At 68.6% G+C, this 22,108-nt stretch carries 23 protein-coding genes; 12 read left to right on the forward strand and 11 right to left on the reverse strand.

From position 1 onward, the window contains the following. Positions 1 to 25 precede the first annotated feature (25 nt). From ACFWF2_RS03360 to ACFWF2_RS03370, 3 genes are all read left to right on the forward strand, one after another. On the forward strand, positions 26 to 1,231 hold the full coding sequence (locus ACFWF2_RS03360; protein WP_379304144.1) for a peptide synthetase: 1,206 nt from the start codon (positions 26 to 28) through the stop codon (positions 1,229 to 1,231). Beyond that, positions 1,228 to 3,381 carry an MMPL family transporter gene (locus ACFWF2_RS03365; RefSeq protein WP_379304146.1) on the forward strand — a complete coding sequence of 718 codons (2,154 nt, stop codon included), beginning with the start codon at positions 1,228 to 1,230 and terminating at the stop codon, positions 3,379 to 3,381. The genes ACFWF2_RS03360 and ACFWF2_RS03365 overlap by 4 nt, the downstream gene beginning before the upstream one ends. A 236-nt stretch (positions 3,382 to 3,617) precedes the next feature. After that, positions 3,618 to 4,046: a cupin domain-containing protein gene (locus ACFWF2_RS03370; RefSeq protein ID WP_379304225.1), complete on the forward strand. Its 429-nt coding sequence runs from the start codon at positions 3,618 to 3,620 to the stop codon at positions 4,044 to 4,046. Positions 4,047 to 4,051: 5 nt separating this feature from the next. Here ACFWF2_RS03370 and ACFWF2_RS03375 read toward each other — a convergent pair whose 3' ends face one another. From ACFWF2_RS03375 to ACFWF2_RS03395, 5 genes are read right to left on the reverse strand one after another with little or no spacing between them, the layout of a single operon-like run. After that, positions 4,052 to 4,774 (reverse strand): HAD family hydrolase, encoded by a 723-nt coding sequence (locus ACFWF2_RS03375; RefSeq protein ID WP_379304148.1) that lies wholly within the window; start codon positions 4,772 to 4,774, stop codon positions 4,052 to 4,054. 26 nt (positions 4,775 to 4,800) lie between these two features. Continuing rightward, positions 4,801 to 6,285 (reverse strand): flavin-containing monooxygenase, encoded by a 1,485-nt coding sequence (locus ACFWF2_RS03380; protein WP_379304150.1) that lies wholly within the window; start codon positions 6,283 to 6,285, stop codon positions 4,801 to 4,803. After that, positions 6,282 to 6,824 carry an NAD(P)/FAD-dependent oxidoreductase gene (locus tag ACFWF2_RS03385; RefSeq protein ID WP_379304152.1) on the reverse strand — a complete coding sequence of 181 codons (543 nt, stop codon included), beginning with the start codon at positions 6,822 to 6,824 and terminating at the stop codon, positions 6,282 to 6,284. The genes ACFWF2_RS03380 and ACFWF2_RS03385 overlap by 4 nt, the downstream gene beginning before the upstream one ends. Beyond that, positions 6,821 to 7,744: a ferritin-like domain-containing protein gene (locus tag ACFWF2_RS03390; protein ID WP_379304154.1), complete on the reverse strand. Its 924-nt coding sequence runs from the start codon at positions 7,742 to 7,744 to the stop codon at positions 6,821 to 6,823. Before ACFWF2_RS03390 ends, ACFWF2_RS03385 begins: the two co-directional genes overlap by 4 nt. 27 nt (positions 7,745 to 7,771) lie before the next feature. After that, positions 7,772 to 8,608 (reverse strand): SDR family NAD(P)-dependent oxidoreductase, encoded by an 837-nt coding sequence (locus ACFWF2_RS03395; RefSeq protein WP_379304156.1) that lies wholly within the window; start codon positions 8,606 to 8,608, stop codon positions 7,772 to 7,774. A gap of 108 nt (positions 8,609 to 8,716) precedes the next feature. Between ACFWF2_RS03395 and ACFWF2_RS03400 the strand changes: the two genes are divergently transcribed. The 3 genes from ACFWF2_RS03400 to ACFWF2_RS03410 are packed head-to-tail and all read left to right on the forward strand — an operon-like array spanning position 8,717 to position 10,826. Continuing rightward, a complete protein-coding gene (locus tag ACFWF2_RS03400) occupies positions 8,717 to 9,364 on the forward strand; it encodes a TetR/AcrR family transcriptional regulator (RefSeq protein WP_379304227.1) in 648 nt (215 codons plus the stop codon). A gap of 55 nt (positions 9,365 to 9,419) precedes the next feature. After that, positions 9,420 to 10,223 (forward strand): metalloregulator ArsR/SmtB family transcription factor, encoded by an 804-nt coding sequence (locus ACFWF2_RS03405; protein WP_379304158.1) that lies wholly within the window; start codon positions 9,420 to 9,422, stop codon positions 10,221 to 10,223. A 12-nt stretch (positions 10,224 to 10,235) separates the two neighbouring features. Beyond that, on the forward strand, positions 10,236 to 10,826 hold the full coding sequence (locus tag ACFWF2_RS03410) for a dihydrofolate reductase family protein (RefSeq protein ID WP_379304160.1): 591 nt from the start codon (positions 10,236 to 10,238) through the stop codon (positions 10,824 to 10,826). Between the two features lie 4 nt (positions 10,827 to 10,830). On the opposite strand, the gene ACFWF2_RS03415 is transcribed toward ACFWF2_RS03410, so the two are convergent. Further along, positions 10,831 to 11,814, reverse strand: a complete 984-nt coding sequence (locus ACFWF2_RS03415) for an alpha/beta fold hydrolase (protein WP_379304162.1) — start codon at positions 11,812 to 11,814, stop codon at positions 10,831 to 10,833. A 54-nt stretch (positions 11,815 to 11,868) separates the two neighbouring features. Here ACFWF2_RS03415 and ACFWF2_RS03420 point away from each other — a divergent pair, with 54 nt between their 5' ends. Both ACFWF2_RS03420 and ACFWF2_RS03425 read left to right on the forward strand, forming a co-directional pair. Then, a complete protein-coding gene (locus tag ACFWF2_RS03420; RefSeq protein ID WP_379304164.1) occupies positions 11,869 to 12,717 on the forward strand; it encodes an SDR family NAD(P)-dependent oxidoreductase in 849 nt (282 codons plus the stop codon). 112 nt (positions 12,718 to 12,829) lie between these two features. Continuing rightward, positions 12,830 to 13,810, forward strand: a complete 981-nt coding sequence (locus tag ACFWF2_RS03425) for a diiron oxygenase (protein WP_379304166.1) — start codon at positions 12,830 to 12,832, stop codon at positions 13,808 to 13,810. Positions 13,811 to 13,815: 5 nt separating this feature from the next. On the opposite strand, the gene ACFWF2_RS03430 is transcribed toward ACFWF2_RS03425, so the two are convergent. The 3 genes from ACFWF2_RS03430 to ACFWF2_RS03440 are packed head-to-tail and all read right to left on the reverse strand — an operon-like array spanning position 13,816 to position 16,777. Further along, the gene (locus ACFWF2_RS03430) at positions 13,816 to 14,553 is read right to left on the reverse strand and encodes an SDR family NAD(P)-dependent oxidoreductase (protein ID WP_379304168.1); all 738 of its coding nucleotides are present in this window, start codon (positions 14,551 to 14,553) and stop codon (positions 13,816 to 13,818) included. Further along, the gene (locus ACFWF2_RS03435; protein ID WP_379304170.1) at positions 14,550 to 15,572 is read right to left on the reverse strand and encodes a phosphotransferase family protein; all 1,023 of its coding nucleotides are present in this window, start codon (positions 15,570 to 15,572) and stop codon (positions 14,550 to 14,552) included. The genes ACFWF2_RS03430 and ACFWF2_RS03435 overlap by 4 nt, the downstream gene beginning before the upstream one ends. Continuing rightward, the gene (locus tag ACFWF2_RS03440) at positions 15,569 to 16,777 is read right to left on the reverse strand and encodes an acyl-CoA dehydrogenase family protein (RefSeq protein ID WP_379304172.1); all 1,209 of its coding nucleotides are present in this window, start codon (positions 16,775 to 16,777) and stop codon (positions 15,569 to 15,571) included. The genes ACFWF2_RS03435 and ACFWF2_RS03440 overlap by 4 nt, the downstream gene beginning before the upstream one ends. Before the next feature lie 129 nt (positions 16,778 to 16,906). Between ACFWF2_RS03440 and ACFWF2_RS03445 the strand changes: the two genes are divergently transcribed. Continuing rightward, entirely contained in the window at positions 16,907 to 17,776 is an 870-nt protein-coding gene (locus ACFWF2_RS03445; protein ID WP_379304174.1) for a TetR family transcriptional regulator, read from the forward strand. Between the two features lie 277 nt (positions 17,777 to 18,053). Here ACFWF2_RS03445 and ACFWF2_RS03450 read toward each other — a convergent pair whose 3' ends face one another. Next, a complete protein-coding gene (locus ACFWF2_RS03450) occupies positions 18,054 to 18,791 on the reverse strand; it encodes a PaaX domain-containing protein, C- domain protein (protein ID WP_379304176.1) in 738 nt (245 codons plus the stop codon). Between the two features lie 104 nt (positions 18,792 to 18,895). Here ACFWF2_RS03450 and ACFWF2_RS03455 point away from each other — a divergent pair, with 104 nt between their 5' ends. Both ACFWF2_RS03455 and ACFWF2_RS03460 read left to right on the forward strand, forming a co-directional pair. Further along, positions 18,896 to 19,735 (forward strand): SDR family oxidoreductase, encoded by an 840-nt coding sequence (locus tag ACFWF2_RS03455; protein ID WP_379304178.1) that lies wholly within the window; start codon positions 18,896 to 18,898, stop codon positions 19,733 to 19,735. Between the two features lie 162 nt (positions 19,736 to 19,897). Next, on the forward strand, positions 19,898 to 20,380 hold the full coding sequence (locus ACFWF2_RS03460; RefSeq protein ID WP_379304180.1) for a cation:proton antiporter regulatory subunit: 483 nt from the start codon (positions 19,898 to 19,900) through the stop codon (positions 20,378 to 20,380). Positions 20,381 to 20,391: 11 nt separating this feature from the next. Here the strand turns inward: ACFWF2_RS03460 and ACFWF2_RS03465 are convergent, their stop codons facing one another. Further along, complete coding sequence (locus ACFWF2_RS03465) at positions 20,392 to 20,682, reverse strand: hypothetical protein (protein ID WP_379304182.1); 291 nt, start codon at positions 20,680 to 20,682, stop codon at positions 20,392 to 20,394. Between the two features lie 575 nt (positions 20,683 to 21,257). On the opposite strand from ACFWF2_RS03465, the gene ACFWF2_RS03470 reads away from it, so the two are divergent. After that, positions 21,258 to 22,082, forward strand: a complete 825-nt coding sequence (locus tag ACFWF2_RS03470; RefSeq protein ID WP_379304184.1) for an SAM-dependent methyltransferase — start codon at positions 21,258 to 21,260, stop codon at positions 22,080 to 22,082. Positions 22,083 to 22,108: the final 26 nt, after the last annotated feature.

The following is a 22,108-nucleotide window of genomic DNA, read 5'->3' on the forward strand; positions in this document are numbered from 1 at the left end:
TCACCGCACGATACCGGAGGCAATCATGAACGGCAGCACCACCTTCCGCCGCCCGATCTCGACGACGGAACGCATGTACTTCCCCATGCGCGATCTCGCGCCGCCGTTCCTGATGCAGCTGGTCATCCCCGGTGCGGGCGAGATCGACCCCGCCCGGCTCGGCCGGGCGGTGGCCGCCGCCGCGGCGGTGACCCCCGGCGCACGCCTGGTCCGCCGCGGCGCGGAATGGGTCGACAGTGGCACCACCCCCGCGGTGCGGGTGGTGCGCGGGCACGTGCTGCGCGCGCCCGCGCTCGAGACGGATCCCGTGCTCACCAGCCCGATCGGGCCGACGCCGGACACCACTGTCGAGGTGTTGCTGCTGACCGGCGCTCCGGTGACGCTGGTGTTCCGGGTCTTCCACGGTGTGATGGACGGCATGGGCATGGTGCTGTGGGTGCGGAATGTGCTGCGCGCGCTGCGCGGCGAGGAGCCGATCCCCCAGCCGGACCCGATCGCCGATCAGGAACTCGTGCCGCGGATCGGAGTCCCTGGCAAGCCGGCGGCGATGGTGCCGCGCTATCGCAGCGCGGTCGGCCGGGGCAGGCAGCGGCGGGGTGTGGCCCGGCATCTGTTGCGGCACAGGAGCATCGACGCGGCGGGCCCAGCTGCGCTGGCCCGGGTCTGCGCGCTGCTCGCGGCCGAGACACCGGGGACTTCGCGCATCATGATGCCGGTCGATCTGCGCAGACACGATCCGGAGCTGCGCTCGACCGCCAATCTCGCCCTGCCGCTGTTCCTCGACATCGAACCCGGCCGGGACTGGACGCAGATCAAGGATCAGATCAAGACCGGCCTGCACGAGCGGCGCGAGCTGAACCAGCTGGCCAATACGCGGATCACGCTCGTGCCCGATGTCGTCAATCGTGGTGTCCTGCATACGACGAACTGGCTCGGCGCGCGATTCGGCCGAAACCTGGCGTCGGCCACCGTGTCGCACATGGGCCGGTTCACCGCCGACGAGCTCGCCGTGCCCGGCTTCCAGCCCACCGGGTTGTACGTGCTTCCCCAGCACAGCGTCGCGATGCCGCTGTTGTTCGGGCTCACCGAATTCGACGGCCGGACCGACCTGACGGTGTCGGCGCGCAACGGCGACGGGGTGGAGGCGCGACTGGACGCACTGCTGGACCGGATCGTGGCGATGCTCGAATCCGAATTCGCCGCGCAGGATTCGGTGGACCGGTCGCGGTGACCACGCTGGCTCGTCTCGTCATCGCTCGCCCGCGCACGGTGCTGGCCGCTGTCGTCGTGTTCATCGGGTTGTGCGCGGCGTTCGGCGCCGACGTCACCCAGCGGCTCAGCGCGGGCGGGTTCACCGATCAGGGCAGTGAGTCGGCGCTGGTGGACCGGCTGGTCACCGAGCATCTCGGACCACAGAGTCCCGATGTGGTCGCGCTGTACACCGTGCCGGAGGGCCGGACCGTCGACGAGATCGGCCCGCGGGTCGGTGCGGCGCTGGAGCGGATCGATCCGGCGCTGCTGGCCCGGCCGGTCCAGAGCTATTGGACCGCCGTCCCGCCCGTGAAGAACTTCCTGGTCTCGGATGACCGGCGGCAGGCCGTGGCCGTGGTGTTCACCGCCGGTGACGACACCGCGCGCATTGCCGCGTATCCATCGATCGCCGAGGCATTGCGTGTGCCGGGCATCGAGACCCGGCTGTCGGGGTACAGCGCGCTCAACTCCGAGATCGTCGAGCGGTCGCAGCGTGATCTCGTCGTGGCGGAGTCGATTTCGCTGCCGTTGACGCTGCTGATCCTGGTGCTGGTCTTCGGCGGTGTGCTGGCGGGCGCGCTGCCCGTGCTGGTCGGTGTGCTCGCGGTCGCCGGTTCACTGGGCGTCATCCGGTTGCTCACCGAGACCACCGAGGTCACCACCTTCGCCGTCAATATCGCGTCGCTGCTCGGCCTCGGCATGGCCATCGACTACGGCTTGTTCCTGGTCAACAGGTTTCGCGAAGAGTACGCCGAGAGCCGCGACGTTCCCGCCGCCATCGCCCGCACCTACGCCACCGCCGGGCGTACCGTCGCCTTGTCCGCGCTGCTGCTGATGTGTGCGTTCGCGGGGACGTTCGTGTTTCCGCAGGCGGTGTTGCGTTCGCTGGGAATCGGTTCCGTGGCCGCGGTCGCGCTGGCCGCCGGTCTCTCGCTGACGGTCCTGCCCGCCCTGCTGGCACTGTTCGGCGCCCGCATCGGTCGCGCCAAGCCGACGACCCGCACCGAACGTTTCTGGACCAGGGTGGTCGACGGCGTGCTGCGGCGGCCCGGCGCCGTGACACTCGTCGTCGGCGCGATCCTGCTCGTCCTGGCCGCGCCGCTCACCGGGATCAAGCTCGGCGACATCGACCATCGCGCCTTGCCGCCCGACAGCGAGATGCGGCGCACCGTCGAGGAACTCACCGCGAAGTTTCCCGCCGCGGCCAGTGGCGCGACCGTGGTGATCCGCGGGGTCGGCGGCACCCCGCCGCAGCCGGGTGCGGTCACCGCGGTACTCGACGACGTCGACGCGATCACCGGGGTCCGTGATGTGCTGCGGGTGGGCCGCGCCGATGACTTCGTCGTCGCGCACGTCTTCCTCACCGCCGCGGACCGCAGCGAGGACGCCACCGCCACCGTCGGCGCCATCCGGGCGCTCGAACCACCGGCGGGCACCTCCCTCGCCGTGGGCGGCGACACCGCGGCGACCGCCGACACCGTCGACTCGATGGTCGCGCGGATGCCGCTGATGATCGCGATGATGGTGCTGGCCACCCTGGTGCTGCTGACCGTGGCTTTCCGCTCGATCATGTTGCCGCTCAAGGCCGTCGCGATGGCGTTCCTCAGTCTGGCCGCCACCTTCGGCGTGCTGACCACGATCTTCTACCACGGCCACCTCGCCGATCCGCTCGGCATCACCGCGGGTCCGATCCCCGCGGGCATGCTGGTCCTGATCATCGCGGTCGTGTTCGGCCTGTCCACCGACTACGAGGTGTTCCTGCTCTCCCGCATGGCCGAGGCCCACCGCGCGGGCGCCGACACCGCCACCGCCGTCCGCGTCGGCACCGTCAAGACCGCACGCGTCATCACCGCCGCCGCCGTCCTGCTCATCCTCGTCACCGGCGCCTTCGCCCTGTCCCCGCTCACCCCGATGCGCTTCCTCGGCCTCGGCATGATCATCGCCCTGGTCCTGGACGCGACCCTGGTCCGTATGCTGCTGGTCCCCGCCCTGGTCCAGCTGATGGGCCCAGCCAACTGGTGGTTGCCGTCGCGCGCGCTCGACAGATCGGACGCCACCGTGCTTCGAGCGACCGAGGAGAGCACCATGGAGGCGGCACTCGACCGAGAAGCAGAAGGAGCGCGCCGATGATCGTGACAACACTCGAGCGGTGGCAGTCGACCCGTGACCGGCTACGGATCGACGACACCGCGGTTCTCGTCGACGACGACGAGACGGCACTGCTCGCCGCCGACGCTCTGCCCGGTGCCCCGCAGGTACTGGTACTCACCACGACCGGGATTTCACCGAACGCCGAGGACGTCCCGGTCGATGCCGTCGCGGATGTTCGCTGGGCCCGGCGTGGGCCCGCCGGCCGGCATACGCAACTGCTGCACCGGCCGTCGACCGCCGCCACGCTCGACCTGCTGCCGCATCCCGAAGGCGGCTGGTACCGCGAAACCTGGCGTACCGCCCACGATTTCACCCCCGACGGCTATCCGGGCGTGCGGGCAGCGGCCACGGGAATCCTCTTCCTCCTCCCGCCCGGCGAGCAGTCGATCTGGCACGCGGTGCGTTCCGACGAGGTGTGGTTGTGGCATCGCGGCGGGCCGCTCGAGCTCAGTCTGGGTGGGGACGGCGACGCACCGGACACCGTGGAGCAGGTGACCCTCGGCCCGCTGATCGAAACCGGTCACCGGGTGCAGTACGTGGTTCCCGCGGGCCACTGGCAGGCCGCGCGGCCCAGCGGTGACGACGAGGTCCTGGTGAGTTGTGTTGTCGCACCGGGCTTCGACTTCGCGGACTTCCGCAGCTGAGGCGGCTATCCCGTCAGGACGGACGGGAGCAGTTCGAGTGAATCGATGACGTGGATGCCTTGGCGGACAGCCGTCTGGTTGCGGATGTTCGCGCGGTCGAGCCAGCACGCGCGCAGGCCCGCATCGTGCGCGCCGAGCGCGTCGATGAGGTATTTGTCGCCGACGAACGCGACCTCGTGCGGTTCGAGTTCCAGGAGTGCGCAGCCGGCGAGGAAGATGCTGGGTGCCGGTTTCGCCGCGCCGTGCTCTTCGCTGCACACCACCAGGTCACCGAAGTAGTCGAGCAGGCCGACCGCGTCGAGCTTGCGGCGCTGCTGCGGGACCGAAGCGTTCGAGACGATGCCGAGCCGGTAGCCGGGAGTCAGGTGCCGCAGCACCGGTTCGGCGTCGGGGAACGCCGACCAGGCGGCGCGGCGGTGCGCGTCGTACCCGGTGAACCACGCCGCGGCCTCCGGCTCGGGGATAGCCGACGGTGCCGTTCGCCGCAGATGGGACAGGAATCCGCGGGCCCTGGCGCGCTGCTGTTCGGGGAAAGTCAGTTCCCCTTCGGCGAAGCGGGAGTACTCGGTCTCGGTGATCTCGCGCCAGAGGGCAACGGCAGCGGCGGGATCGGGAAACCGGTCGAGCAGGTCGTCTTCACGCAGGTGCGCGAGCAGACCCGCCGCTTCCGAGGCCGAGTAGTCGAACAGGGTGTCGTCGACATCGAACAGCACACCGCGGATCGGCATGGGATCCCTTCTCTGTCGACGGCAGGTCAGGTGAAAACATAGTCGGTGAGGGCGAAATGGGCGCTGCGCCAGGCCGCTTCGAGGGTGGAGGCGGGGCGGAGGGGGACGTCGCCGTGTTTGTCGAAATAGTAGCTGTTGGCGGTGGCGCAGCTGTCCTGCCAGAACACCTGGCCGCCGCGGCGGGCGAGCATTTCGCGGAAGTAGCGGTCGTTGGCGGCTTCGCTGATCTCGATGCGGTCGGCGTCGGTGCTGCGGGCGTGGTGCAGACAGCGCAGGATGTGGCGGGTCTGGTTCTCGATCAGGGTGAAGTAGGACGCGCCGTTGTAGCCGTAGGGGCCGATGATGGAGAAGAAGTTGGGGAACCCCGGGACACTCACGCCCTCGTAAGCCTGCAAACGGTTCTCGTCCCACCAGGTTTCCAGGTCGCGGCCGCCGACGCCGTGCAGGTCGTAGGTCGGCATGTTGCCCGATTCCATGACCTTGAAGCCGGTGGCGAGGATGAGGACGTCGGCGGTGTGCTCGACGCCTGCCGCCGTGCGCACGCCGGTGGGGGTGATCTCGTCGATCGCCGTGGTTTCGAGGGTGACATCGGGGCGGTTGAAGGTCGACAGGTAATCGTTGGAGAAGCTGGGACGCTTACAGCCGAGCGCGTATTTCGGGGTGAGCGCGGCACGGATGGCCGGGTCCTTCACCTGGCGGCGCAGGTGCGCCAGGCCCGCGCGTTCCCCGATCGCGGCGGTCGGCAGCGAGCGGTGGTAGTGGGCGGCGAGGGGGAAGGTGAATTCGACGTAGGTCTGGCTCACCAGCCGGGTCAGGGTGCGCCCACCGGGGACTTTCAAGGCCAGGCGGGCGGGCAGCGGCAATGGCATGTCGGGGCGGGGCAGACACCAGATCGGCGTGCGCTGGAACACCGTCAGGTGCGCGACCTCCGGGGCGATCTCGGGAATCACCTGCACCGCGGAAGCGCCGGTGCCGATGACCGCGACCCGCTTGCCGCGCAGATCCTGCCGGTGATCCCAGCGTGAGGTATGCATGGTGACACCGGCGAAACTCTCGATGCCGGGAATGTCGGGCAGTTTGGGCCGGGTCAGCACACCGGTCGCGCTGATCACGAAACGCGCGGTCAGTTCGCCGCCGTCGTCGGTGTGCAGGACCCAGCGCCGGGCATCGGAGTCGAAGTCGGCACCGAGAATGGTGGTGCCGAACCGAATTCGCGGTCGCAGCTCGTATTTGTCGACGCACGATTCGGCGTAGGCCTTGAGTTCACTGCCCGGCGCGTACACCCGGGACCAGTCGGTGCGCTGCTCGAAGGAGAACTGGTAGCTGAACGACGGAATATCCACGGCGACACCGGGATAGGTGTTCCAATGCCAGGTTCCACCGACACCGTCGGCTTCGTCGACGATCAGGAAGTCGTCGAATCCGGCGTTGCGCAACGCGATCGCCGCGCCGATCCCGGAGAATCCGGCGCCGACGATGATGATCTCGTGGTCGATTCCGGTGGTGGTCATGCGATCTCCTTCATCCGAGCGCGACCGGGACGAGCGACGGTGCGGACGACATGCTCGGCGTCCTCCGCGTAGACGATGGCGTCGACCCGATGCTCGATACCGTCGACCGTACGCACGCCAAGCGGCACCAGTCGCGCGATCGGCCAGGTCACCAGGGTGCAGTGTGGTTGCCGCAGCGTGCGGTAGTAGCTGTTGTGCACGGCGACGCCCGCGGTGTCGTCGGGTGTGAGACGGTGCCGCATCCACGAATCATGGACTTGGACACGAAGATTGACGCGGGCGACGAGCCGCACCAAGCGTTCCGGCATATGGCGAAGGACCGCCGCGCCAGGGAGCGGTGCGCGCGGCAGAATCCATACCGCGTCGGTCTGGAACACCGTCACCCGCGCGGCCTCGGCCGCGATCCCGGGCAGCAGTCGTGCTGCCGCCGCCCCGCTGCCGATGATCGCGACACGGCGGCCGGTGAATTCGTGGCGCGGCACGAATTCGGTGCTGTGCGTCTGGCGACCGGCGAAGGTCCCGGCGAATCGAGGAGTCATTTCGCCACCGGTTCGTAGGTGAGTTCGTCGGACCAGGACGGCCTGCGCCCCAGCATCCGGACCGGGAACCGGTCGATACAGGCGTTGGACACATCGGCAAGCAACTGGAACGGCTGGCGGCGGTGAATCGTGGCCTTGCCGTGCATTTTCACCACGTGGTACAGCGGCATCCGCCGGATCGCCGGGCTGCGTTCCCCGACATTCTCGTAGCGGCGCACCGCCTGCCACAGCTTCTCCTCGTCGAGCCCGAGGGCGATGATGTTGGTCGACATCCGCGACAGCAGTGGCGCGTACAGCAGCGCGCCGAGCACGAACGACGGGCGCACCGCGAAACCCGCTGTCTCGATGGCGATGCGGCGCAGCGGTCCGGCCCCGAGCTGTTCGAGAACCTGGAAACCGACGGCCAGATGCCGGGATTCGTCGCTGTTGATGTGCCGGAACACCTCGTGACACACCGGATCGTCGACCTCGTCGAGCAGGAATTTCACCAGCGCGCCGTCCAGCGCGGTCTCGAGCGAGGGAATGACAGTGCCGAGCACCGGGAGGGTGAGCTGGTCGGCGTAGCGGTCGAGCCAGCTGATGACGAGGCGAATGTTCTTGTTGGGCACCGGCATCGCGTCGCCGTCGAGCATGCCCCAGCGGCGCATCAGCGCCAGTTCGGCATTGGCGTGCTTCTGTTCCTCGGCGTGGAAATACCGGTAGATCTCGCGGAGCGGGCCGGGCGGCGCCTGGTGCACGAGGGCGGCGAAGCCGCGGGCGCCGACGTGTTCGATCCACACCAGATCGGCCATGAAGGTGGCGAGCCGGGGGCGCTGCTCGTCGGTGATGGTGTCGGCACCCGGTGCGTCCCAGTCGATGTCGGCCAGTGCCCACTGCTTGGCGCGCACGGTGGCGAGCATGTCGGGATAGGCGAACGTCATTGTTCGATCTCCTTCTTCTGTGCTGGATCAGCGCACGACCCGCTCCAGCAGGCCGGCCGAACGGGTATAGGTCGCCGGCATCCACCGTTTGGCCTGCCACAGCATCTTGGCCTCGAGCTGCGGCACCACATACAGCTCGCCGTGGTCGACGGCGTCGAGGGTGGTGCGGGCGATCGCGGCGGGCGCGCGTCCGGTCCAGCGCAGGAGCAGTCCGCCGAGCCGTTCGGCGGTCTCGTCCATCGGTGAATCCGCTTGCATGATGTTGGTTTTCACGCCGGTCGGGCACAGCACGGTGACGCCGACGCCGGTGCCCGCCAGCTCGGCCGACAAGGTCTCCGACAGTGCCAGCACCCCCGCCTTGCTGACGTTGTAGGCCGCCATGCGGGGCGCCGCGCCGAACGCGGCCGCCGAGGCGACGTTCACGATCGCCCCACGACCCGCCTCCCGCAGGATCGGCGCGAAGACATGACAGCCGTGGATGACGCCCCACAGATTCACGCCGAGCGTGCGCTGCCAGTCGTCGAGGGCGAACTCGCCGACCACCGGTCCGCCCGCCCCGATACCCGCATTGTTGACGACGACAGTGGGTGCTCCGCCGAACCAATCCTTGGCGGTGGCGGCCAGCCGGGTGACCTCGGCGATCGCGGTGACGTCGCAGGCGATGCCGATCGCCTTCCCGCCCACGGCCTCGACGAGTCCGGCGGTCTCGGTGGCGCGGTCGAGATCGATGTCCGAGCAGACGACGCGGCCGCCGCGCTTGCCCAGTTCTACGGCGAAGGCACGTCCGATTCCGCTGCCCGCGCCGGTCACCACGGCATCGGCGCTGGTGGTCCGGCGGCGTCCGCCGAAGGGAAACACTCGCATGGCAACTCCCGGGTCGACCCGGTGAGACTCGAACTGGTGGCAACTGCCACCATTGGCCGCACCTGACACCAATTAGGCTCGCAGAGGAGTACTTTGTCAACCATGGATGTGCGCGCACCGGCACGGACCTGGGGCGGGCTGACCGCCGACCAGCGCAGGGCGCAGCGGCGGACCAGCCTGGTCGACGCCGCCCTCGGCATCTGGATCGAGCACGGCTGGGCCGCGGTGACCATGCGCGGCGTCTGCCAGCGGACCTCGCTCAACGACCGGTACTTCTACGAACACTTCGCCGACCGCGACGAGCTGCTCGCCGCGGCCTGGGACGAGGTATGCACCGAGGTGTTCGTCGACCTGGCGAGCATCGTCGCCCAGAACACCGAGCGCACACCCCTGGAAATCCTGCGCGCGGCCATCGCCCGCGCCGTCGAACTACAGTCCGACCCCCGCGGCCGCGCCAGGATCCTGCTCGCCGACCACGCGGGCAGCGCGGTACTCGAGCAGCGGCGCAAGACCATGCTCACCGATGCCACCGATCTGCTGATCGCGGCCGCGTGGCCCTATCTGCGTCCCGGTGTCGACGAGACCGCCATCCGCATGAGCACACTCGCCGGGATCGGCGGCTTCATCGAACTGCTGTCCGCCTGGCGCACCGGCGGACTCGACGTGGATGCCGAACGCATCGTCGAGCACACCAGCGCGATCGCGGCCCAGCTGGGAACGATGTTCCTACCGGCGGAGATCATCGGCGACCACTAGACTTTCGCGAAAGTATTCCTTGACAGGAATATTCCCTTCAAGGAATACTTTCGGCATGGACGAGATCGCCGCAGCACTCGGAGACGGCGCGCGATGGCGCATCGTCGAACTCCTCGCCGAACGACCGCGCTCCGTCGGCGAGCTAGCCGAGCTGACCGGGTTGCGGCAACCGCAGACCACCAAGCACCTCCAGACGCTGGCCCGTGCGGGCCTGGTCACGGTGTTCCCGCTGGGTCAGCGCCGCGTCTACGCCATCGAGTCCGGGCCGCTCACCGGCCTCGAGCAGCGCCTGCGCCAGCTCGTCGAGTCGATCGAAGCGAACGCGGACGAACGCGACGTGGTCGAGCGCTATCGCGCGGCCATCGAGGCGGAATCCGCTGTCGCCGACCATGATCGGTGGGCCGACGGCCGCGCCTTCACCTTCGATCGCGTGCTGGACGCGCCGCGCGAAGTCGTCTGGCGACACTGGGTCGACGCCGATCTGCTCGGATCATGGCTGGCCCCACCGTCGATGACGATCACCGAGTGCGCGCTCGAACCGACACCCGGCGGACGCGCTGTCCTCGACTACCGCGATCCCGAAGGCCGCCGGTACCACTCGGCCGGAAAGGTTTGCTCCGCAACCGAACCCGAGCACCTCGTCTTCGACCTCTCGGTCCTCGATGCGGCCGGAGCGGTGTCGTTCACCGGCCACTACGAGCTGGTCCTCGACCCGATCCAGGGCGGTACCCGACTTCGGCTCGGGCTCACCATCACCGAAACCTCCGTCGAGGCCGTCCCGTATATCGCCGGGATCGGCACGGGATGGGGGCAGGTGCTCGACAACCTCGCAGACACGCTCGGCACCACCGGAAAGTAAGGAAGCACAGTCATGACCGAACGTATCGTGGCCGCCAATATCGGCCTCACCCTCGACGGACGCTACAACGGACCCGGCGGCCCCACCGATGCCGCGGCGATCGTGCGCTACGCGACCACCGATGTCGCGCGCGACCACCTCACCCGGCTCTGGGAGAACGCGACGACGGCGGTCCTCGGCCGCCGTAACGCCGAGGGATTCCTCGCCTACTGGCCGACGGTCGCCGCGGACGACACCGCCGATCCGCGCGACCGCGCCTACGCGAAGTGGTTGGCAGACACCGACAAAGTCGTCCTGTCGACCACCGTCACCGACGCACCATGGGAACACACCCGCATGGTGAACGCGCCCGCCGCCGAGGTTGTCACGGAGCTGAAGGCGACCGGCACCGGCGAGATCCTCGTCAACAGCAGCCCGACCGTCATCAAAGACCTGCTCGCGGCGGACCTGATCGACCGCCTGTATCTGCTCATCTGCCCCGAGATCGCCGACGGCGGGCAGCGCCTGTTCGACGACGGCCTGCCGGATTCCCGGTGGACGATCGCTCACCACGAAGTGGGCGAACTCGGCGAGATCACCCTCACCTACGACCGCGTGCGCTGAGACCTCAGGGCGCGACCCGAACTCCCACCCCGAGGTCGCGCAGTGCGGTGGTCAGGAACTCGTCGACGGCGTCGGTCTCCTCCAGTTGCACGAGGTGGCCCGCGTCCGGGACCTTCACCACCGCACGCAGATCCGGGACGTTCGCACGCAGGACGGCGAGCGGGTCACGGCCGCTGAAACCCTCCATGTCGGGGTCGTTCTCGCCGTAGAGGAAGTAGGTGGGCACCGGGACCTGCGCGCCCGCGAAGGCTTCGGTGAGTGCCCAGTTGCGGTCCAGATTGCGATACCAGTTCAGGCCTCCCGTGAAGCCGGTGCGTTCGAACTCTGTTGCCAGTGTGTCGAATTCGGCTTCGGAGAGCCACGACCACGGCAGCTCGGGTGCCTGCGGCAGGACGTCGAGGTAGCCGAGTCCGGGCGGGTTCTTCCAGGTGTCGAGGTAGTGGTAGTCGCCGGAGAGCGAGTAGTACACGCGGGCGAGGAATTCGCGGGGGCGTGCCGCTAGTTCGGCATCGGCCACGCCCGGCTCCTGGAAATAGGCCAGGTGCAGGAAGTGCCGTTGCGCCGCCTTGGTCCAGAATTCGGACGGGGCTCGTGGTGGTCGCGGGGAGAACGGATTGTTGAGCACCGCAACGGCATCCACGCGTTCGGGCGCACGCAGCGACAGCTCCCACACGAGCTGGGCGCCGAAATCGAGACCGACGAACACGGCCCTCTCGGCGCCGATGTCGTCGAGCAGCGCCAGCAGGTCACCGATCACGGCCTCGTTCGTATAGGCGGCGACATCGGCGGGGGCATCGGTGCGGCCGTACCCGCGCAGATCGGGGGCGATGCCGCGGAATCCGGCGGCGGCGGCGGCCGCGAGCTGGCGGTGCCACACGAACGAGGTGTGCGGGAATCCGTGGCAGAAGACGACCGGATACCCCCGACCCCGCTCGGTGACGTGCATCCGGATGCCGCCGGTGTCCAGGAATCGATGCGTCAGCTCCACTACCGTCTCCATTTCTAGAACGTGTTCTTATTTTGACGGTAGTGTCTGGAGGTCATGAGCGGAACACCCAAGATTCTCGCCGGCAAGGTCGCGGTGGTGACCGGGGCCAGCCGCGGTATCGGCAAAGGCATCGCCCAGGAATTGGGCGCGGCGGGGGCCACCGTGTACGTGACCGGCCGCACCACCACGCCGGGCAAGCTGCCCGGCACCGTGCACGCCACCGCGGCGGAGATCACCGCGCTGGGCGGACACGGGGTCGCCGTCGTGTGCGATCACGCCGACGACGCGGCGGTCGAGAAACTCTTCGCCCAGGTCCGCGACGAGCAGGGGCGGCTCGACGTGCTGGTGAACAACGTCTACAACTCCCCCGCCGCCGCCCGCTGGCTCGGGCGCAAGTTCTGGGACGTGCCGCCGAAGGCGTGGGACGAGACCTTCGACATCGGCGTGCGGTCGCACTACGTGGCCAGCGTTTTCGCCGCTCCGCTGCTGATCGAGTCGGCAGGCTTGATCGTCAATGTGTCTTCGCCCGGTGCCAGACGATACATGCACAACGCCGTGTACGGCGTCGGCAAGACCGCCCTGGACCGGCTCACCGCCGATCTCGCCCACGACCTCGACGGCACCGGCGCGACGGCGATCTCGATCTGGCCCGGCATCGTGGATACCGAACTGCTGCAACTGGTTCCGGCCGACGAACAGGGTCGCCGCCAGGTCACCCTGCCGGGCGAGGGCACCTTCGATCTGAACGCCGCCGAGACGCCCCGCTTCCCCGGCCGCGCCGTGGTTGCCCTGGCCGCCGATCCGGATCGCGCGGCGCGCGCGGGCACCGCGTGCAAGGTCGCCGATCTGGCCGAGGCCTACGGATTCACCGACGTCGACGGCCGGATTCCCCGCGCCGACTGATCCCGGGCCCGATCGGTCCGCGCACACCCCTGGAAATAGGTGAGACAGTGCGTTACATTCAAATCAGGGCCCGCCAGCTCGACGGCGATCCTTGTGACGATGGAGAGAAACAATGACGTTCTCGAAGACCGCAGCCACGAACCCGGACTACGCCGACACCCTGCTGACCCTGTCGGAAGGGTCGGTCCACCGCAGGTTCGATCCGTACCTCGATATCGACTGGGACGCACCCGAATTCGCGATCGACCGCGATGATCCACGGTGGGTGCTCTCGGCCGAGCTCGACCCGCTGGGCGCCACCCGGTGGTATCAGGAACTGCCGCTCGAGCGCCGGATCGAGATCGGCCGCTGGCGGCAGGCCAATGCCGCCAAGGTCGGGCTGGCCTTCGAGTCCATCCTCATCCGCGGGATGATGCAGTACGCCATGGCGCTGCCCAACGGCTCCCCCGAGTTCCGCTACTGCCTCCACGAGATGACCGAGGAGTGCAACCACATCCAGATGTTCCAGGAGCTGGTCAACCGCATCGGCGACGACGTGCCGGGCATGCGGCCGCTGTTCAAGATCGCCTCACCGTTCATCGGCGTCGCGGGCGGCTACTTCTGGGCCATCCTGTTCATCGGCATCCTCGGCGGCGAGGAACCGATCGACCATTACCAGAAAGCCCTGATCAGGTCGGGGAACGCGACCCAGCCGACGCTGCTGCGGATCATGGAGATCCACATCGCCGAGGAGGCGCGCCACATCTCCTTCGCCAACGAGTTCCTGCGCGCCCACCTCGCCCGGATGAACCCGGTGAGCACCGCGGTCTGCGCCGTCGCCTTTCCGATCGCCATGCGCTGGCTCGCCGACGAGCTCGTCAAGCCGTCGACGTCGTTCGCGAAGAAGTTTGACATCCCCGACGAGGTGTTCGCCGACGCGTTCTGGCGCAGCCCCGCCTCCCGCAAGATCCTCAGCGGATTCTTCGGCGACATGCGCGCACTGGCCGACGAGCTTGGCCTGATGAACCCGGTGACCAAGCGGCTGTGGAAGGTGCTGAAGATCGACGGCGGCCACGCCCGTTACCGCAGCGAACCACCTCGCCGCATCGCCTGAACCCGCTACGCCCGGTAGCCGTCGGTGCCCGCGCGGGACATGACGATCGTGGGGACCACGGCCTGGGCGGACAGGCGCAGCAGAGAGTCGACCATCTCGACGATGTCGTTGACCGCGAGCATCCGCTCGGGGGGAATCCGGTCGTGGATCCAGGCGCTCATGTCGGTGTCGACGTAGGCGGGTGCGATCGAGGTGGCGGTGACGCCGTTGCCGGATTCTTCGGCGTTGAGGGTGGTGAGCAGCGAGATGAGCGCGGCTTTGGCGGCTCCGTACACGGCCAGTCCGGCCTCGGCGTAGACGCCGGTGATCGAGGACAGCGCAATGACTTTCGCGCCGTGGCGGGGATCGGCGGCTGCTCCGGCGCGCAGCATCGGCAGGGCGCCCTGGATGAGCTGGATCGGTGCGCGCACGTTGACCGCGATGGTCTTGTCGAAGCGCCGCATCGACGACTCGGCCAGTGGCCCCGCGGTGCCGACACCGGCGTTCAGGATCAAGGCCGACATCGTCGCGAACCGGTCGGTGTGCGCGGTGAGTACCCGCGCGACGCCCTCCTCGTCGGACATGTCGGCGGCGACGGTGACCACGTCGGCGGCGCCGTGCGCACGCAGCTCGGCGGCGACCACGTCGAGACGGTCGGCGTCGCGCGCGGTGATGGTCAGCGAGTAGCCCTGCTGGGCGAGCCTATTCGCGATGCCGAGGCCGATTCCCCGCGAGGCGCCGCTGATCAGGGCGGACTTGGTCATTTCCGGGTTCCTTTCAGTGCGCGCAGGCCCGCGGCCATGAATTCCGGGGTGGCCTCGGCGGCGCGTTCGGCCGCTGCTCCGGAGTCGGAACCCTGCAACGCCCGGTGGGTGATGCCCTCGCCGATCACACCGAGTTTGAAGTTGGCGAGCGCGAGATAGAAGCCCCAGTCGCCGAGGTCTCGGCCGGAGGCCGTCGCGTAGGACTGGGCGAGGGTGTCGGCGGTGGGCATCCGGTCGCTGGTCCACGCGGCAGACGAGCCGAGGACCAGGTCGAAGACCGGTGAGCGGTACACGCACATCAGGGCGACATCGGTGAGGGGATCACCGAGGGTCGACATCTCCCAGTCGACGACGGCGCGCACCCGGCTTGGATCGGTCGCGTCCAGGATCGTGTTGTCGATACGGAAGTCGCCGTGCACGATCGAGGCCGCCGATTCGGTCGGCAGTGCCTCCGTCAGCGCGGAGTGCAGCGCGGCGACATCGGCGAGTTCGCGAGTCTTCACCCGATCCCATTGGGAAGCCCACAGATTCACCTGGCGTTCGACGAAACCGGTGGGCCGCCCGAATTTCTCGAGCCCCACCGCCTGCGGATCGACCTCGTGCAGGCGGGCGAGCACCCGCACCAGCTCGGCCGCGCTCGCCCCGACCTGGTCGTCGGTCAGGGTGGCGAGGTCGTCCTGATCGCGGATCACCAGGCCGTCGACGTATTCGACGACGGTCATCGGGGCGCCGAGCGCGGTGCCCTGCGCATCGAATGCGATGGTCCTCGCGACCGGAACCGCCGAGCCCTGGAGTGCTTCGGTGACGGTGAATTCGCGGGCCATGTCGTGCGCGGACGGCGTGAGTCCGGCAACGGGCGGACGCCGCACCACCCAGGTCGAGTCGTCGTCGGCCGCCGTGAAGGTCAGATTCGAGCGGCCGCCGCTGATCAGTTCCACCCGCAGCGCACCGCGCACCGGTACGCCGCGCTCGCGCAGGAACTGCTCCAGTGCGGCGACATCCATGCCGGGCAGACTCATTCGGCATCCTTCTGCGCGCGCTTGGCCGCGCTCACCGCGCGCTTGGCGATGGCCCAGCGGTGCACCTCGGACGGACCGTCGTAGATCCGGAACGGACGGACCTCGCGGGACAGCCGCGCCAGCGGCAGGTCGGCGGAGACGCCGAGGCCACCGCACATCTGCATGCTGCGGTCGATGATCCGGAATATCGCCTCGGCGGCATAGGTTTTCGCGATCGAGGTGGCGTTCGCCGCCGGCTCGCCGCGATCGAGTTCCCAGCAGGCGCGAGTCAGCAGCGCGCGGGTGGCGGCGATGTCGATCTCGTTGTCGGCGATCATCTGCTGGATCATGCCGAGATCGCCGAGCCGCGAACCGAATCCGCGCCGTTCCGCCACCCGCGACACCGCCACATCGTGGCCGCGGCGGGCCGCGCCGAGCCAGCGCATCACATGCGTCATGCGGGCGGGGCCCAGGCGCACCTGGGCGTATTCGAAGCCACGGTCGACCGCGCCGAGCACCGCCGAATCCGGGACGAGCAGGTCCTCGAAGAACACCTCGCAGTGACCGCCGAGCATCGACCGGTCCAGGGTGTCGATATGCCTGCCCACCCGGATGCCCGGGGTGTCGGCGGGGGCGAGGAACATGGTCGCACCGCCGCGGTCGCCGGGCTCGCCGGAGGTGCGGGCCATGATGATGAACAAGCCCGCGCCGTCGGCGCCGGTGATGAACCACTTGTGGCCGTTGATCCGCCAGCCGCCCTCGGCGCGCACCGCGCGGGTGGTCAGCGCGGAGGGGTCCGAGCCGGCGCCGGGTGCCGGTTCGGTCATCGCGAAGGCCGAGCGGACGTCACCGCGCGCGAGTGGCGCGAGGAACCGCTCCTTCTGCTCGGGGTCGGCGATGTGGGCGAGCATGTGCACATTGCCCTCGTCCGGCGCCGCGATGTTCAGTGCCGTCGGGCCGAACAGGGAGTAGCCCGCTTCCTCGAAGATCGGGGCGCGGTCCGACATCCCCAGGCCGTGCCCGCCGTATTCGACCGGCGCGTGGGGTGCGAACACCCCGGCCTCGCGCGCTTCCCGCTGCAGGTCGGCGCGCAACGCGTCGCCACCGGCGGCGGTGATGTCGCCGTCGTTGGCGTCGTCGAGCGGGATGACCCGGTCGCGGATGAAGGCGCGGGTGCGCTCGGCCAGGCGCTGCACCTCGGGCGGATGGGACAGGTCGATCGCCACGGGCCAACTCCTCGACTCGACTTGCCGAACGTTCGCTCGGCATTGAACACCCACGACACTGACATGTTCGATACATGCTGTCAATTGCCGAGGTTTCTCATCGTGTACTGTTCAGCTATCCTGAACAATATGAACGCTCCTGAGGGGGAATCGACCACCCTCGGCGCACGCCTGCGACAGGCCAGGACCGCGACGGGCCTGTCGTTGCGGGAGACCGCGCGCCGCATCGATGTCAGCCCGGCCACCCTCAGCGCCATCGAGACCGGCAAGACGGGTGTCTCTGTGCCGCGGCTCCATCTACTGGCAGCCGAACTCGGCACCACGACGCAGTGGCTGATCGGCGAGCGGCCGACCCGAACGCCGATACCCCGACAGCGCGCCGCGGCCGATCCGGTGCACGAGACCGACCTCGCCTGGCGCGAGTTCCCGCCGCTGGATATCGATCCCGTCCTCGCCGCCGCCATCGACTCCTTCGTCGAAACCGGGTACCACGGCGCCACGATGCGGTCGATCGCGCAGCGGGCAGGCATGAGCGTGCCGGGTGTCTACCACCACTACCGCGACAAACAGGAACTGCTCGTCCGGGCACTCGACCTGACCATGGACGAGCTGCACCGGCGGGTCGGCGCGGCCCGGGACGAGGCCGGCGCCGGCCGCGACCGGGTGATCCGGATCGTCGAAGCACTCGCCCTGTTCCACACCCACCGCCGCGAACTCGCCTTCATCGGCGCCAGCGAGATGCGCAGCCTGAACCCTGACAATCGACGACGGATCACCGCGTCCCGCAACGAGATCCAGTATCTCCTCGACGAAGACATCGATACCGCGCTCACCGAGGAGAACCTCAGCACAGCCCACGCGAGAGCCGCCGGACGCGCGATCGCGACAATGTGCACCGCCCTGCCGCAGTGGTTCCGGCTGGACGGTCCGGCCACCCCCGAACAGATCGCCACCGAGTACGCCGACTTCGCCCTCGGGTTGCTCGGCATCCGCCGATGACTGCGACGGAATCGAACCGTCAGTCGAGTCTTGGTGCGCCGCAACCGAAATGGCGTGGACCCGCCGGTCCGAACAGTGCGGCCCGCCCCGAAACTCTCGGGGCGGGCCCTTCCCCTGCACCATGCGGCGCCGCCACGTCGCACGGCAGAGTCCATGGTAGACGCGACAACCTCATCTGCCCCGTAACCACACCCGGACTACTGCGGACAACATGCTGGCGCCTGGGCTTTCCGCGGAATTCGCCGTCGATGTCACCCCGCACGACACCGCCGCGACGCTAGGGCGCAACGGATTCCGCGCCCAATGCGGCGAACCATTCGAGATAGTCGGCGGTGACGGCGCGCAGCCGGGCGACCGGCCAATCGTCGGGCTGGAGTTCGCCGGGCAGGACGGGATCGGTCGTCAGGTGATCCAGACCCGCGCAGACGGCGGCGAATCTGACTGTCGGGTCGGGGGTTTCGATGGCGGAGAGCAGCGCGTGGCCGCGGGCGGACCAGCCGGGCAGCGACCAGAGGCGGGCGGCCAGCAGCGCGGGATCGTCGACGGGACGGGTGTGCAGGCGGAAGGTGGTGTCGTCGAGGTCGGCGGGCCAGGCGCGGTCGAGGTTGGCCGGGCGCATCCAGACGCCCTCGCGGAGTTCGGCCAGGCGCAGCGACAGCAGTGTCGCGCGCAGGGCGGCGCGGTCGGCGGCGGGGCGGCCGGTGGCGGTGACGACGACCTGTTCCCAGTCGCCGGTCCACGGGCGAGTCGGGGGCGCGGCGAGTTCGGTGCGCCGCGCGCGCAGTGCCGGGGTGAGGGTGTAGGCGCGGTTCTCGCGCAGCAGGTCACCGGCGGCGACCATCCGGGAGACGGCGACGCGGACGGTCGCCTCCGGGTAGCCGATGGCGGTGGTGGCGGCGCAGATCTCCCGCGAGGTCATCGTCGGCGAATCGGCCGCGATGAGGATGCGGACCAGCGCGGAGCGGGCCGACACCGGACGGACATCGGTATCGGAGCCGGTCACAGGGGGTTGCACGGGTCGAGTCTACATATTTCACTATTGCCACGACCGTTTGCTATCTGTAACGTTACCGAGCATCAGTCGCCTCGCCGGCGTCGTCGACGACAAGGAGCTCACCCATGACCGCCACCTTCCCGCTGGCCGGGCGCACGATGATCATGTCCGGCGGCAGCCGCGGCATCGGCCTGGCCATCGCTGTGGCCGCCGCGCGCCAGGGCGCCAATATCGCGCTGCTGGCCAAGACCGACGTGCCCGATCCCCGCCTGCCCGGCACCATCCACACCGCGGCCGCCGAAATCGAGGAAGCGGGCGGTCAGGCGCTGGCCGTGGTGGGCGATGTCCGCGACGAGGCCTCGGTGGCGAACGCCGTCGCCCAGACGGTGGAGCGATTCGGCGGCATCGACTACTGCGTCAACAACGCTTCGGCGATCGCCCTGGCCTCGACCGAGGAACTGCCGATCAAGCGCTTCGACCTGATGCAGCAGATCCAGATCCGCGGCACCTACCTGCTCTCCAGCGCGTGCCTGCCGCACTTGCGGCAGAGCGAGAACGCGCACATCTTGAGCCTGTCGCCGCCGCTGAACCTCGCCCCGCACTGGCTCGGCGGACACCCCGCCTACATGGTGGCCAAGTACGGGATGTCGCTGCTCACGCTCGGCTGGGCCGCCGAGTACGCCGAGCACGGCGTCGCCGCGAACTGCCTGTGGCCGCAGACGCTGATCGCGACCGCCGCGGTGCAGAACCTGCTCGGCGGCGACGACGCCATCGCCAAGGCCCGCACCCCGGAGATCGTGGCCGACGCCGCCGTCGCCATCCTGGGCCGCGACGCCCGCACGACGACCGGCAACACCTTCCTCGATGTCGATGTCCTCGCGGCCGAGGGCATCACCGATCTGTCCGGCTACGGCGGCTCGGGCGAGCTCGAGTACGACATCTTCGTCGACCCGCCGCAGGCCTGACCCGCGCGCTGGATCAGCTCTCCGCCGCCGCGGCGATCTGATCCAGCGACACCGCCCGGGGCATTGTCCGCCGTGCCGGAAATCGCCGGGTAACCACTCGACACCGGTCGGCCGTCGAACTGTGACCAGCCTGCGTCCGTTTTGTCCGGATACCCTGAGGGGATGCAGATCGAGGTGACACCCCTACCCGGGGTCGGTGTTCGCAAGGATTTCCCGGTGCGCAAGGGCGGCAGGCGCATCGGTGTCGTCGAGCACCGCGACGGCTCGATCGATTTGATCGTCGGCAGGCCGGGCAATCCCGATGCCACCGATCAGATCGCCCTGTCGAGCGCGGAGGCGTCAGCCTTGGCCAGCCTGCTCGGCGCGCCGCAGGTGGTCGCCCAGCTCGAGGCCGAACATCGCGAATTCGACGGCGTCAGCACCGCTCAGTTCCCGATCGCGGCCCACTCGCCCTACGACTGCCGCACGCTCGGCGACACCCGGCTGCGCACCCGCACCAAGGCCTCGATCGTCGCGGTGATGCGATCCGGGGCGGTCATCGCCTCACCCGGGCCGGAATTCGTGTTCACGGCAGGCGACGTGCTCATCGTGGTCGGGTCGGCCGACAGCCTGGAAGCCGCCGCGCAGATCCTGCACGACGGCTGAGCAGACGGAATCTATCGGCGGTGCAACGACCGGACGGTGACCGCACCCCACAGCACCAGCCGCACCGCGGCCGCCATGTAGAAGACATACGCCAGCAGGACCAGGACGGGACCGTAACTACCCGCCCAGTCCCCCAGCCGCAGCAGCGCGGCGAGCCCGAGGCCGACCAGGACGAGGCCGAGGATCAGCCCGGGCATCGCCAGCGGGGCGATGGGCGATTCGACGGCCGGAGTCGCGGTGACACGGCGATCTCGGCCGGTAACTGACAGCTTGCTGTTCGGTTCGAAGTAGATGCTACTCATAACCATGAGGTCCCTTCCGGCGGCCGTCCCGACACGGCCGGCACCTGATCCATGGGGTTCTATTCGAGGCCAGTCGCGCCGTAACGGACAGCCTGGGCGTTCGTGACGAAAGGCCCCCGACGACCTTGCCGTTGATCACGAACGGTTAACGTTCAGCAATTACGAGCGTGCCAGCTCAGGTAACCGATTGACAGCTAGTGTGATCTGCATCACATAGAACATCCGTTCGACACGAGATGGTAACGCACGTTACATTTCCGGCAAAATACCCCTCGGAACTGGCGGAACCGCTGCGTAACTGGACATTTGGTCAACAGACGAACATTGATGTTATTTATCGAACCGTTACGCCCCTGACGTGCGACAACGCACAGATTTACACCGCAACCCACCCGGTACCTCGACACGCCACCGTGACGTCGGCGAACCGCCCCGCAGAGCCCTACTCGCAGCGGAACACACACGCCCGGAACAGTTTTCGGGTATCACCGACAGTGAAACCATGCCGGCACCCGGAGTTCTCCTACGATGGGCGGCGGCACAACACCAGCACTGTGTGAGGGGGTCGTCGAACGATGAGCGACAACGCGAAGGTGATCGACCAGTCCAGTCCCAGCATCGCCCGGGTCTACGACTATCTACTCGGCGGCAAGGACAACTACGAGGTCGACCGCGCGGTCGGCGACCACTTCAAGCTCAATCTGCCCGGGTCCGTGGCGATCGCGACCACCAACCGGCAGGCCCTCACCCGCGCGGTGCGCGAGATGGCCGAGGCCGGGCTGACCCAGTTCCTCGATTTCGGCAGCGGCCTACCCACCGCCGACAACGTGCACCAGGTCGCGCAGCGGATCAACCCCGACGCCCGCGTCGTCTACATCGACAACGACCCGATCGTGCTCGCGCACGGGCGCGCGCTGCTGGCGACCAACGACAACACCACCGTCGTGCAGGCCGACGTGCGCGATTCGACAGGCATCCGCGCCGACGAGCAGGTGAACCGGCTCATCGACTTCGACAAGCCGGTCGCGTTGATCTTCAGCGCCATCCTGCACCACCTCAACGACGACGAGGACCCGCGGGCGATCGTCGAGTACTGGACCGATCAGATCCAGGTCGGTAGCAGTGTGTTCATCACCCATTTCCGGTCCGGGCACAACACCGAGACCGCCGCGGCCGAGGCGAAGCTGCAGTCCACCTTCGGCCGCGGCCGCTGGCGCACCGACGACGAGATCGCCGACCTGTTCGGCGACCTGCACCTGCAGGAACCGGGCGTGATCGCGGCCGCGCTGTGGCGCCAGGACGAGCCAGGCGGCGACGGGAAGCCGCAGCTCGTCTCGCCCACTCCCACGCTGTCGGTGTGGGAGGAACTCATCGTCGCGGCCATCGCCGACAAGCGCTAGGGCGGTTCGTCCGACTCGCGAATATC

It is taken from the genome of Nocardia sp. NPDC060259 (assembly GCF_042728775.1).
Taxonomy (GTDB): domain Bacteria; phylum Actinomycetota; class Actinomycetes; order Mycobacteriales; family Mycobacteriaceae; genus Nocardia.

What these genes read in the sequence shown, in the direction of transcription:
- ACFWF2_RS03465 (WP_379304182.1), bottom strand. Translation starts at nt 20,682, where the DNA reads ATGAGTAGCATCTACTTCGAACCGAACAGCAAGCTGTCAGTTACCGGC.
- ACFWF2_RS03405 (WP_379304158.1), top strand. Translation starts at nt 9,420, where the DNA reads ATGGACGAGATCGCCGCAGCACTCGGAGACGGCGCGCGATGGCGCATC.
- ACFWF2_RS03360 (WP_379304144.1), top strand. Translation starts at nt 26, where the DNA reads ATGAACGGCAGCACCACCTTCCGCCGCCCGATCTCGACGACGGAACGC.
- ACFWF2_RS03470 (WP_379304184.1), top strand. Translation starts at nt 21,258, where the DNA reads ATGAGCGACAACGCGAAGGTGATCGACCAGTCCAGTCCCAGCATCGCC.
- ACFWF2_RS03460 (WP_379304180.1), top strand. Translation starts at nt 19,898, where the DNA reads ATGCAGATCGAGGTGACACCCCTACCCGGGGTCGGTGTTCGCAAGGAT.
- ACFWF2_RS03395 (WP_379304156.1), bottom strand. Translation starts at nt 8,608, where the DNA reads ATGCGAGTGTTTCCCTTCGGCGGACGCCGCCGGACCACCAGCGCCGAT.
- ACFWF2_RS03420 (WP_379304164.1), top strand. Translation starts at nt 11,869, where the DNA reads ATGAGCGGAACACCCAAGATTCTCGCCGGCAAGGTCGCGGTGGTGACC.
- ACFWF2_RS03380 (WP_379304150.1), bottom strand. Translation starts at nt 6,285, where the DNA reads ATGACCACCACCGGAATCGACCACGAGATCATCATCGTCGGCGCCGGA.
- ACFWF2_RS03425 (WP_379304166.1), top strand. Translation starts at nt 12,830, where the DNA reads ATGACGTTCTCGAAGACCGCAGCCACGAACCCGGACTACGCCGACACC.
- ACFWF2_RS03375 (WP_379304148.1), bottom strand. Translation starts at nt 4,774, where the DNA reads ATGCCGATCCGCGGTGTGCTGTTCGATGTCGACGACACCCTGTTCGAC.
- ACFWF2_RS03455 (WP_379304178.1), top strand. Translation starts at nt 18,896, where the DNA reads ATGACCGCCACCTTCCCGCTGGCCGGGCGCACGATGATCATGTCCGGC.
- ACFWF2_RS03435 (WP_379304170.1), bottom strand. Translation starts at nt 15,572, where the DNA reads ATGAGTCTGCCCGGCATGGATGTCGCCGCACTGGAGCAGTTCCTGCGC.
- ACFWF2_RS03390 (WP_379304154.1), bottom strand. Translation starts at nt 7,744, where the DNA reads ATGACGTTCGCCTATCCCGACATGCTCGCCACCGTGCGCGCCAAGCAG.
- ACFWF2_RS03430 (WP_379304168.1), bottom strand. Translation starts at nt 14,553, where the DNA reads ATGACCAAGTCCGCCCTGATCAGCGGCGCCTCGCGGGGAATCGGCCTC.
- ACFWF2_RS03445 (WP_379304174.1), top strand. Translation starts at nt 16,907, where the DNA reads ATGAACGCTCCTGAGGGGGAATCGACCACCCTCGGCGCACGCCTGCGA.
- ACFWF2_RS03410 (WP_379304160.1), top strand. Translation starts at nt 10,236, where the DNA reads ATGACCGAACGTATCGTGGCCGCCAATATCGGCCTCACCCTCGACGGA.
- ACFWF2_RS03385 (WP_379304152.1), bottom strand. Translation starts at nt 6,824, where the DNA reads ATGACTCCTCGATTCGCCGGGACCTTCGCCGGTCGCCAGACGCACAGC.